This window comes from Endozoicomonas sp. ISHI1 (assembly GCF_024606225.1).
GTDB lineage: Bacteria > Pseudomonadota > Gammaproteobacteria > Pseudomonadales > Endozoicomonadaceae > Endozoicomonas_A.
This window is the reverse complement of sequence record NZ_JAGRPU010000007.1, coordinates 124091-136789: the sequence shown is the minus strand read 5'-3', so window position 1 is coordinate 136789 and position 12699 is coordinate 124091. Positions and strand designations below refer to the sequence as shown.

General features: G+C 47.0%; 2 protein-coding genes. Both read right to left on the bottom strand.

The features are described from left to right. Positions 1-97: 97 nt before the first annotated feature. Positions 98-6283: a hypothetical protein gene (locus KBW69_RS07030; protein WP_257280435.1), complete on the bottom strand. Its 6186-nt coding sequence runs from the start codon at positions 6281-6283 to the stop codon at positions 98-100. Positions 6284-6409: 126 nt separating this feature from the next. Beyond that, positions 6410-12430 (bottom strand): hypothetical protein, encoded by a 6021-nt coding sequence (locus KBW69_RS07025; RefSeq protein ID WP_257280434.1) that lies wholly within the window; start codon positions 12428-12430, stop codon positions 6410-6412. Positions 12431-12699: the final 269 nt, after the last annotated feature.

Here is a 12699-nt window from a genome sequence, read left to right as displayed (position 1 = left end):
GGTGAAAAGTGATTGCCACAGCGGGCGAGGAAGCGATTTCTAATCGCTCATGGCTGTCAGGGGATCACTGTTTCAGGTAGAAATCCTGATTGAGAGGTTATTTTCCTTGATGACCATGAACTTTCTGATCATCCCCCATTTGCCACCCATAGAAGACATCCAGAGTGTAGGAGTACGGAATACTTTCTGCGTGGGAGAATGACCATTTAGGCACATTGTCCCTGAAGTATTTTTCCCAGCCATGCTCGTACATCATCATGGTGCGATCACGTCGTTCACGGAACTGAAGATAATTCTCGTTTCGCGTCCAGCCATACATCATGTTGTTTGCTTTAACACGGTTGGTATGTTCTTCATCCGTTTCATTGAAGCGTTGCGGTGTGGCAATGGCAGTACGTTTCACATAGTCAGATTCCGTTTCGCCCATGCCTATCCAGCGGTTGATCTTGTCAAGACTGCGGCCCAGGGGGCCACCCAGCCATTGAGTGAGCATTTTGTTGTCGTTCATGAAGAAGTCGAAAGTGAGACTCGACGCCAGAGCGAATCCAAAAGTTTGAGCGTAGGTAAACCCTGATAAAAGACCGTGGGCGTACGATCCGACCGTGGCTACCGGACCCAGCACCAAACCGGCTGTGGCAGAGGCCAGGGTTTTCACTTTTTCTGGTGTGATCCTGTGCACCAGCGGTATCTGAAACCCTTGTCCGGAAGTCATGGATTTCATCATTTCAGGGACCAGACGGGAAATGCTGCGATACATCCGGGGGTTGGCGTTGTACTGTCTGGCAAACAGCAGAGACCCGGTTCTCAGCAGAATGACTGAGGAAGCGGCCTTACCCAATGGCATGGCCAGCCCGCCCACTTCAGAGATCTTTTCAATGCCGTCGTGGTAGGTATATTGGCGAGTTCGGTCAAGATCAACATCATAGTGTTCCAGCCAGTGCTCGAAAGGTGTGAGAGCTCTGTGCAGGTAATCACCCCGGCTGGTCAGATCCAGAAGATAGAGGAACGCCATGTTTGAGAGAGACAGCCTTTCAGCCTGCTCGGCGGTATGGATCGCCAGCAGAGGCTTATAGGTGAAGAAGTACCAGGCGGCCGCCTGTACCAGAGAGGCTGAAGGTTTTAGCCAGTAATCATTGAGCCGATGCTCAACCGCTGCAGCATGAGTCTGCATCAAGGTGTTATGGATAGCCTTGATCAGCTCTGATTCAGACACGCCAAGGGTATTGGCATAAGGTGCCAGAGTATCCTGAATATTGGCCAGGAAGGCTGCCGTCCTGCGGCCGTTATTGAAGGCAATATCGTTAAGGACGTAGTTGGCGATGACCGCAGCTGCGTACTCTTTCATGCCGGTAACAGACTCTTTCATACCTGAAGGGCCAGTGGTGGTCACGGTCACAGGATCGAAGGCATTGCGCATGAATTCCTTTGCACCCTCGTCAGACATCATTTGAACAACCTTTTTGAATTGAGGCACATTGACGCCGTAGCGGTAGCCAAGGAAGTGCTCGAATTCATCCACTGTCTGATAACCATCGACACCTCTGACCGCTTTAATGTAATTATGAAGTTCAACCTTGCTGATCAGACCTTCACTCAACAGAGCTATTATCCTGATACCAGTGTGAGAATGAGTAGCGAAGTGTTCCGAGAAGAATCTTTCAGGCACGAGAGGGTGAAAGGCTCTTTTGCTCATGCCATTAATTTCGTCGTCGTATCGTTGAGCCCCGGTTTTCATTTCATTCCTGGCCCTGTAAACCAGCTCCTGGACTTTTGGCAAGACAGGGTGATCTACGATAGACAAAGGGTAGGGTGGGGAGCACCTCATCATGTCCTTGAAGATTTCTACAGCCTGACTGGCCTGAACAAGCGTCAGATGGTCTCCAACCATTGTCTGCAAGCGAATCGGTGCAAATTCGTCGATAAAATTGAAAGACGCAAGGGTTGGTATTGCATTACCGCTTTCTGCTGCCAATCCTGCCAGACCGATGGCGGTTTCCAGAGCTTGTTGCTTGAGAGGGTGCTCCTGCATGAAGTCGTCCATAGCGGCCCGAACTTTTGCCTGCCTCGGCGTGTACTGGAAGGGACCATCGTCATTTTCAACAGCTTTCTCTGCAACCGCCAGGGCGTCCTTCTTTCTCTCAATGTCTGCTTTCCTGATTTCAATTTCACCTTCCAGGCGGGCCTTTTCCTGAATCAGTTGCCGGACCCTGCTGCTAACAACGTCATCACGGCCCAGTTGTAACTGTTTGTTTCTCAGGGCATTAACCCGTTGTTCCTGAGTGTCAGTAGCCTCTGGTTCAAGACCCACGGCTTCTTCGATGGTGTTAAGAACTGCTTTATGATAATCCGTCAGAGCCTCTTCTGCTTTTGATAGAGCTTCACTTTTCTGCTCCAGAACTAAACCCAGTGCAGCCATTTCCTCGTTATGTGCGGTTTTGGTCTGCTCATCAATGTCTCCAAGATCTTCAATCTCTTGTTTTTTACGATCCAGATTCGCTTGTGCATTCCTTTCTTCAAGCTGTGTACTGGTCACTTCCATACTTTTCCTGTCGTGTTCACGAAGGAATTCTGTGACCTGAGAGTGTTTTTGTCTGGTTAAAGTCTGTTCATCCAATGCTTCACTGAATTCATCTTCTGCTTCCCGAACAAGAGTATCTACATAGACTAAAGTATCGACAAAGTAATCAACTACTTCGTGTAAATGGGGATAACCTGTCGTTTTAATGTCAAGATGTATTTGAGCTCTCAGTTCCTTAAAAATTTCATTTCGTCTTTCTTTACTGTGTCCCTGCAGGAAATGTTTGATGTCCTCTACCCGCTCTTCAAGGGTTTGCTCGTCACCTGCAGTCAGACCCAGCCCGGTCTGAGCTATTTCCATTGCCTGATTAAGAACTGTGTCGATTTCATCCGAGCGGCCTCCGCTGACAGCTGGAGTCCCGGTAAAGAAACATTGTCTGGTATGAATAGCATCCAGTTTTTGCTTAGCTGTCTTCTGCTCACTTTCAGCTTCTTCTATTGCTCGCCTGATTGTCGCTACTTCACGATCAAGAACGTATCGGGGTTTGGGGCCGAGGCGAGCCATTTGCCTGTCAAGTTCATTTTCAATAACTGTGATATGCTCATTAACCTCAGCAACACCTGCTTTGGAAACTTCTTTATCCAGCTGTTTGAGTTTTTTGATAATTAGAATGTTTTGGTTTTCTATACTGGCGTCATCTTTATAGTTCTCAATGTTGAGTTGATGAGCCATTTCATTGTTTCTGCCCCTTCTGATCTCTTCATCGCCATAGGTTTCTTCTACTTCATCCATTAATTCCGAAATTTTGCAGTCAATAGCATACTTGTTGTCATTGAGGTGGACGTCGTTTTCAAACATTAACCCCAGATCATTGGCCAGTTTAGCAAGGAACGTCTTGCCCCCTTCTTTTGCCGCATCGTTTGCAATGGGGTAGATCTGCAGCCTGTCCTCTATATCTTTAAGCAGCCTTTCCTGTTTTCTTACGGCTCGCCGATCCGCAGCTTCGATATAAAAGGCAAGACTGGTTAGCTTATCGTATTTACTGGTCCTTTTTTGAGCAACCGTCTTTTGAACAACTGCGGTGTAAGCTTTCCAGGGAATTTGTTCTATCGTATCCAGCATGGACTCTGAGATATCATCGTTGTTAATTTTTATTTCAATCCTGTCAAGTCTTGTTGCTTTGTCATCACCCTCATTGACATTGATCTCAAGTGCTTTTTCTACGGCTATCAGCATCTCCAGAGCTTCTTCTTCTACCCGCTGTCCGGTTTCTTTGATGTATGTCTGAATTTCTTTAGAAATGGCGTCACGACGGTAATGCACATCGTTCTCTGTATCGAGGTTATCTATATTCAGGACACTTTCCACAGCAGTCAGTTTCTCAAGTACTTCAGGCATGACTTTGGGGTGGCCTGGTGTTTTGATGTCGTTCAGTTCATTTTCCAGCTTTGAAAGATCATAGAGTTTGTTACGCAGCATTGATTCCAGGCTTGTGCGGTCTTTCAGTGTAGTGTCTTCGATCAGATCAATACCAAGTGCCGCTGCCAGAACGGCTTTTGTCTCCTTGATGAAAGCATACTGTTTATCAAGTTGATCATCCATTGTCTTGAGTTGTTGGCGTTGAACTGCTTCTTGAGCATGCATTGCTTCAATTTTTTGAAGCAGGCATTTTTCCTGATCGTGAACATCTGCATGGATATCAAAATCCTGAATCTTCAAATGTAAGGCAATGGCTAAATAGCGGGCTTTGATATGTGCTGTTTTTCTGGTGTATGAGCTGGCGCTTTGCTGAAGATGCTTTTGAATGGACTGAAAGCGGGCATCCAGATCATTTTCATTATCCGGAACAATACCGAGTTGGCCTTCAATAGTGGCCAGATTTATTTTTACAGTGTCTTCCTCAGGTTGTCCTGTTGTGGTAACTGCTCTGAAGATTTCATTAAGTTTCTCCCGGATGCGTTTGGCTTGCTCTTCTGGTGGCATGTTATCATCCCAGTCACCTATGCCAAGCTTTGTTGCTCTTTCAGAATAGTAAGCCTTTCTGGCATCACGAAGTTGTTGTGCCAGGGCTGGAATTTGTTTGCTTTCCTGCTGAAGATCCTGTTCCCGGTTTCCCAGGGCTTCCAGTTCGACACGAAGCTTTACAAGCTCATCCTCGATTCGTTGGTTTATTTGTCGTGCTTTGAGTTTTTCCTCTTCACTGGTAACTTCTGTAGCCGATAAGTGCTGCAACTCATTTTTAATATGGAGGATTGTGGCTTCTTTTGTCTGTAGCTCCTCCAGTCTTTTATACGTTTCAGGCAGCTGCCTGATCATGTCGCTAATCACTTTGTCAGCAAACTGTTCGTCGACCCCGGGAGGACCGATCTCCTTTTTGCTGATAAAGCGAATAACAGACATGAACGTTTGAATAAAGCGTTGATTAGTCAGAAGCTCTCTAATTACGGGTTTGAAGCCGAAGTGTTTTTCGAGTTGAAACTTTAACCAGGTTGGCGTGATGACAGACCAGACCGCTTTGATGTGTCCAAATGTGAATTCAAATTGATAGTCATTGTCCGGAGTAGCACTGGTCAATGCCTGCCGGAGATATTCATAGTATATAAGCCTGGCCAGTGGATATAATTTGAATTCAGTTTTGCGTTGTTCGTAGTGTGCAGCTGACTCCTCAAGCAGTGCCAACTGCCTGCTCCGAATAACGTACTGGTAGATTCTGGTGTCGTAGCTTTTAATCTGTGTTTTTAGTGCCTCAGCGGGATAATTGTTCTCAGCTTTTTCCAGGAGTTTATGGAGGTTTTCTATAAAGGCGATATCATTCGGATACTGCAACTGACCATGGAAAACAATAACCTCCCCCGGAGTTTTTTTTACTTCCAGCTTTGGATAGCCCTCAGGCACAGGGTAAGCATAAGTATCATCTTCGACGTGCACAACATATCCGATGGGTTTACTGTGTTTTAACAGTTCATTAAGAGCCTGCTGTTGTAAATCCTCTCCCAGGACATGAACCTGAATGTAGGCAGAGGTGGCTGCTGCAAGGAGAGCCTCATCATTGACGAAGAGCGATTGGCCCAGGCGCTTCAGTTCAGGAGGCTGATCACCTCCGGAGATAAGACGCATGAAGGTACGTCCATTCACTTCAACTTGTTCTACTTCAATGGTAGCGAGGGCGACATAGTGGTCACGGGTGCCGAGTTTTCCTGCTCTTTGATCGGCACCTTCGAGCACTTCGGCCATTTGTGCGGGTCTGGCAATTTTTGTCAACGGCTCCAGAGGTTCGATGCAATCCATTTGATCAAACACAGCCTCAACTGAATCCTGATCGGTCATTCCGGCCCTGACTTCAATGACCAGTTCTCTTTCTTCAAGGTTATGGGTGAACCTGAAGACACCCTCATCAGCCACCTTCAAAATTTTGGTGTATTTCTGAGCAACGTCATTCTCGTCTGTTTCAAACAGATCAACAATGGCAACACCAGCGTCGATGCCAGAAAGAACGTCTGTGAAAGAAGGAAAGACAAAGTCTGCATTGAATGGAGCCGGATCTGGGTAGGTGGTGGTAAAGGATTTGGGTATTGGCTGCTGGTCATCACCTAAAGTCGGCTTAACTACGGCCTCACTCTGGATCAGCTCCGCTCGTCCATTGCCGTGAATACCAACAAACTTTGTCAGCAGCCTGCGATCAGCCAGTGCCTGTGTAACCATGATGGAAGAGCTGATGGCAACAGCCACTGCAAGGCTTAATGCATTGAGACGAGTATATGTCATTCTACTACCCTTATCGTCACCCTAACCTTGCTCAAAATCTGCCTGTGTTGGTTTCACGACTTCAGGCAGAAGGCCTGATTGAGCGATATTTCTCTTGTCATGTACAGGAACTCTCTTATCATCGCTTTATTGCCATTTGTAGAAGGCACCCAGAGTGTAGAAGTAAGGAATACTTTCTGCGTGGGAGAATGACCATTTAGGCACATTTTCCTTGAAGTATTTCTCCCAGCCATTTTCAAACATCTTCATGGTGCGGTCACGGCGTTCACGGAACTGCAGATAATTTTCGTCTCGAGTCCAGCCATACATCGTGTTGTTTGCTCTGACACGGCTTGCATATTCTTCATTGGTTTCACGAAAGCCCTGGGGTGGAGCAACAGCGGTACGTTTCAGATACTCATCGTCCGTTTCACCCAAGCCCCGCCAGCGATTAATTTTGTCAAGACTACGTCCAAGAGGTCCACCCAGCCATTGAGTGAGCATTCTGTTGTCGTTCATGAAAAAGTCGAAAGTGAGACTCGACGCCAGGGCGAATCCGAAGGTTTGAGCATAGGTAAACCCAGATATAAGACCGTGAGCGTACGATCCGACAGTAGCAACCGGGCCCAGCACCAAACCGGCTGTGGCAGAGGTCAGGGTTTTCACTTTTTCTGGCGTGACCCTGTGCAGTAACGGTACCTGAACTCCTTGTCCGGAAGCCATGGATTTCACGATTTCGGGCACCAGACGGGAAATGCTGCGATACATCCGGGGACTGGCATTGTGCTGCCTGGCAAACAGCAGAGAGCCGGTTTTCAGCAGAATGACTGAGGAAGCGGCCTTACCCAATGGCATTGCCAGTCCTCCTGCTTCAGAGATCTTTTCAATGCCGCTGTGGTAGGCATATTGGCCGACTCGGTCAAGGTCAACACCATAGCGTTCCAACCAGTGCTGGAAAGGTGTGAGTATTCTGTGTGTGTAATCGCCCCTGTTGGTCAGATCAAGAAGGTAGAGGAACGCCATGTTTGAGAGAGACAGACGGGCAGCCCCAAGGGCGGTTTGGGTCACCATCAGAGGCTTGTAGCTGGAGTAGTACCAGGTGACCGCTTGTAGCAGGAAGACGGAAGGCTTGACCCAGTAATCAGACAATTGTCGCTCAACCGCTGAGGCATGAGCCTGCATCAATGTGTCGTGGATAGCCTTGATCAGGTCTGATTCAGACAAGTCGGCAGCGTAGGCGTAAGGTGCCAGGGTATCCTGAATATTGGCCAGAAACGCTGCCGTCCTGCGGCCACTGTCAAAGGCAATGTCGTCAAGAATATAGTTGGCGATGACCGCAGCTGCGTACTCTCTCATGCCAGCAACAGACTCTTTCATACCCGCCGGGCCAGTAGTGGTTACAGTCACAGGAGTAAAGGCACTCTGCATGAATTCCTCAGCATCCCTGTCTGACAGCATATGGACAACCTTCCTGAACTCAGACACTCTGACGCCATGTTTATAACCAAGGAAATGCTCAAATTCAGCCACTGTCTGATATCCATCGACACCTCTGATGGCCTTTATATAGTGCTCAAGTTCAATCTTGCTGATCAGACCTTCACGCAGCAGAGCGATGATCCTGTTACCACTGGCAGAATGGGTAGCAAAATATTCCGAGAAGCTTTTCAGGTTCTCTGGTTCATGTTCAACGAAGCTGATGGCCGCTTTGCCTAAACCGCGAATTTCGTCGTCGTATTCTTGTGCCCCTGTTTCCATCTCATACATTGCCCAGAGCGTCAGAGTCTCGAGTTCTATGAGGGCATTCCGGGGTTGATCTGCTAAAGGCTCGAGCCGGGATTCCGGCAAAGTCGTTTTCAGGCTCTTGAATACCTCTACAATTCGACTGGCCTGTTTAAAAGTCAGTTTGTTTCCGACCATTGCCTGCAAGCGAATCGGTGCAAATTCATCGTCAAAATCGAAAGTCGCAAGCAATGGCGTTGCCTTACCACTTTCTCTCGCCGCATCTGTCAGGCCCAATGCGACTCCGAGGGCTTGTTGTTTGAGAGGGTGCTGCTGAATGAAGGCGGCCATCGCAGCCCGAACTTCTGCCTGCCTCGGTGTGTACTGGAAGGGACCGTCGTCATTTTTGACGGCTTCCCTGGCAGCCTTCAGGACATCCTTCATTCTCTCAATGTCTGCTTTCCTGACTTCAATTTCACTTTCCAGACGGGCCCTTTTATGAATCAGTTGCCGGATCTTGTTGCTAATAACATTACTACTGCCCGGTTGTAACTGTTTGATTTCTTTGTTATGTGCGGTTTTAGCCTGCTCATCAATGTTACCGGGATCTTCAATCTCCTGTTTCTTGCGATCCGGATTCTCTCGTGCATTCTTCTCTTCATGCCGTGTATGGGTCACTTCCATACTTTTCCTGTCCTGCTCACGCAGGAATTCTGTGACCTGAGAGTGCTTTTCTCTGGTTAAAGTCAATTCAGACAATACTTCATTGTTTTCATTGTAAGCTTCCTGAACAACAGCATCTGTTTTGGCTCTCAGTTTCTGAACAATTTTATCTCGACTTTCTCTACTGTCCCCTTGCGGAGAATGTCTGATGTCCTCCACTCGTTCTGGCAGGAAATGTGTAATGTCCTTTACTCGCTCCTGAAGGGGTTGCTCGTCACCTGCAGCCAGATCGAACTTGATCTGAAGTTCTTTCATTGCTTGATTGAGAGCTCTGTCACCTTCATCCGAGATACTTTTCTGGACAGCACGGGTTCCGGCATATAAATATTGTTTGACAAGGATAGCATCCAGTTTTTGATTAGCCGTCTCCAGCTCACTTTCAGCGTCTTCTATTGCTCGCCATGCAGTCGCTACCTCACGATCAAGAACGTATCGGGGTTTGGGTCCGAGGCGAGCTATTTGTCTGTCAAGCTCATTTTCAATGGCTGCGATATGCTCATTGACGTCAGCAACACCTGCTTTGAAAACTTCTTCAGACAGCTGTTGGAGTTTTTTGTTTATTAGAATGTTTTGGTCTTCTATAGTGGCGTCATCTTTATAATTCTCAATGTTGATTTGATGAGCAATTTCATTATTTCTGACTCTTTTGACATCTTTATCGCCATAGACTTCGCCTACTTCTTCCATTAATGCCGAAATTTCGTTGCTAATAGCATACTTGTTGTCAGAAAGGTGAATATCGTCTTCTAATATTATCCCCAGATCATTGGCCAGTTTAGCAAGGAAAGTCCTGCCTCTTTCTTTAGCCGCATTGCTTACAGTGAAGCAGATATGCAGTTTGGCCTCTATCTCTTTAAACAGCTTTATCTGTTGTCTAATGGCTCGCTCATTCGCATCTTCGACATAAAACGTAAGATGCCTTTTAAGATTCTCGTATTTTGTTGCCCTCTGTTGGCTCGCATGTGTAATGTCTTCTTTCCAGAAAGTTTGTACTATCGCATCCAGCATGGAGTCTGATAAATCATTGTTTTCGAGTTTTGTACGAATCCTGTCAAGTCTTGTTGCTTTGTCATCACCTTCATTGACATTGATCCCGAGTATTTCCTCTACGGTTTTCAGTACCACCTGCGCATCTCCCTCTACCCGCTGCCTGCTTGCTGTGATATATGCCTGAATTTTTTTAGAAATGGTGTGACGACGGTAATACACATCGTTCTCACTATTGGCGTAATGCATCTTCAGGGAATTTTCCACAGCAGTCAGTTTCCCAACGACTTCGGGCTTGGCTTTGGGGTGACCTGGTGTTCCGATGTCTTTTAGTTCTTCTTCCAGCTCTTTAAGTTTAAAAAGCTTGAAATAGACTGTTGATTCCAGGGTGTCGCGGTCTTTCAGTCTGGTTTCAACATCACTCAGCTCAATACCAAGAACTGCTGCCAGAGCAACTTTTCTGATCCTTGTGTAAGAATCCTCCCTATTGCGTTGATTGTTCATTTCATAAAGTTTTTGACGCATAACTTCCTCTCTGAGATTCATTCCGGCAAGTGATGCAAGGATGCTTTCTTGTTGAACCTCAATATCTGCGTTGCTATCAAAATTCGGAATCTTCAAATGTGTAGCAATGGTTGCATAGCGGGCTTTGATTTCAGCTTCTTTTCCAGCATCTTTTCTGGTGCTCTGTTGTTGAAGATACAGTTGAAAGAAAAGGGCATCCCTTTGCTTAAGGTGCTGTAGAATGGCCTGGTGACGGGCTTCGAGGTCAGCTTCGTTGTTCGGTCTCAGAGCGAGCTGACCTTCAATAGTAGTCAGTCTGCGCAGGGTCTCCTCGTCGGCCTGTTTTGTCTTGTGTTGAATATGCTGTATTTGCTGTTGAATCGATTGAAAGCGGGCATCCAGATCGTTTTCATCGACCGGGGAAATACCGAGCTGGCCTTCAATGCCTGCCAGTTTTGCTTTTACAGCTTTATGATCAAACTGGCCTGTTGCGGCAATCGCCAGGTTGATTTCATGAATTTTTATACTGATCAGTTCGGCTTGTTTTACCAGTGGCAGAGTATCATCCCAGTCGTCCATACCAAGCTGTGTGGCCAATTCAAGGTTGCGAAGCTTTATAAGCTCATCGTCAATTTCCAGCTTGAGTGGTTGGACTCTCAGTTTTTCCTCATAACTGCCAATGGCTCGCTGTAGCCGTTTGCTTAGCCCGGTGAATCTGCCTTCTCTTTCCTGTAGCTCATCCAGCTCAATTTCCATCTCATGCAGCTGAGTGGTCATGTCACCAATGACTTTGTGAGCAAACTTTGCGCCTTCGTCAAAAGCAAAGCTCTGCATCAGTTCCGCGACCGACTCTACATCTTTGCGAACATTCTGAACAAAATATGGGTTAGTCAGGAGTTCTCTGAGCACGGGTTTGAAGCTGAAGTGTTTTTCCAGTTGAACCTGCATCCAGATTGGCGTAATAACAGATGAAGTGACCCGGATGTGTTTTGTGGTTGAGAATTCAAATTCGTCGGTTTCATCCTGAGCAGCAACGGCCAATGCCTGCCGAAGAGATTCATAGTATGTCAGCGTCGACAGTTTAAATACGTTAAGTTCAGCATCGTGCTGTACAGCCAATTTGGCAGAAAACTCCTCCAGCAGAGCCATCTGCCTGCTTCGAATGATGTATTGGTAGCTTTTGACCTTGTTTCTTTTAATCTTTGTAGTGTAGTCATTATCATTAGCGTCAAATTCTTCCCAGTGCCTTTGGAGGCTCTCCACAAAAGCGACATCGGTCGGATTGTGTTTCTGACCGTGGAAAACAATAATCTCTCCCGGAGCCTCAGTTACTTCCAGTTTCGGATAACCCTCAGGAACTGGATAAACCTGTGTGTTGTCCTCGACGTGTACAACATATCCGACGGGTTTCTGGTACGACAACAGATCATCCAGAGCTTCCTGTTGTAAATTTTCCCCCAGAATATGGACCTGGGTATAGGCAGAGGTGGCCGCTGCGAAAAGCACCTCATCATTGACAAAGAGCGACTGACCCAGACGCTGCAGTTCAGGAGGCTGATCGCTGGCAGCGATAAGACGCATGAAGGTGCGCCCGTTCACTTCAACTTCCTTTACCCTAATAGTGGCAAGGACGTCATAGTGATCAGTTGAACGAAGGCTTCCTCCTCTTTGATTCGCACCTTTGAGCACCCCGACTAGTTGTATGGGGCTGGCGAATCCCGTTAAAGGTTCTAATTGCAGGTCGTCACCTAATTGAGCACGAACTGCTGCCACTGAATCAGGGTCGGTCATCCCGCTTCTGACTTCAATGAGCAGTTTTTTGTCTTTCAGGCAATGCGTGAACCTGAATACCTCCTCAGCACCGACCTTCAGGACTTTGGTGTATTTCTCAGCAATGTCATGCTCGTCTGTTTCAAACAGGTTAACAGTGGAAACACCACCCTCAATACCAGAAAGAACGTCTGTGAAGCCTGCGGAAGGAACATCATTACCCACTCTGGCTTGAGTCTGAACAGGGTAGGTGGTGGTAGATTTGGGTATTGGCTGACGGGCATCACCGAAAGTTGACTTAAGCAGAACCTCATTCTGGGTAATAATCGCTTGTCCACTGCCCGAAAAATCAACAGAATGTGTCTGTAGCCTTCGCGCGGCCAGTGCCTGTGTAGTAATAATGGAAGAGCTAATGGCAATGGTCACTGCAATGCTTAATGCATTGGGGCGAGTATATGTCATTTTACTACCTCAGAGCCGGGTACTTCTATTACCGCGAAAAGCGATGGCCACATCGGGTGAGGAAGAGGGTTTCCAATCGCTCGCGGCTGTCAGCGGGTCATGGCTGCAGGTAGAAATCTTGATTGTGGGGTATTTCTTTTAATGACCATGAACATTCTGATCATCGCCCTGTTGCCAATCATAGAAGGCACCCGGAGTGTAGGAGTACGGAGTGCTTTCTGCATGGGAGAATGACCATTTAGGCACATTGTCCTTGAAATATTTCTCCC

Excerpts from the sequence above, each read along its gene's own strand:
- KBW69_RS07030 (WP_257280435.1), bottom strand. The coding sequence starts at position 6,283 with ATGACATATACTCGTCTCAATGCATTAAGCCTTGCAGTGGCTGTTGCC.
- KBW69_RS07025 (WP_257280434.1), bottom strand. The coding sequence starts at position 12,430 with ATGACATATACTCGCCCCAATGCATTAAGCATTGCAGTGACCATTGCC.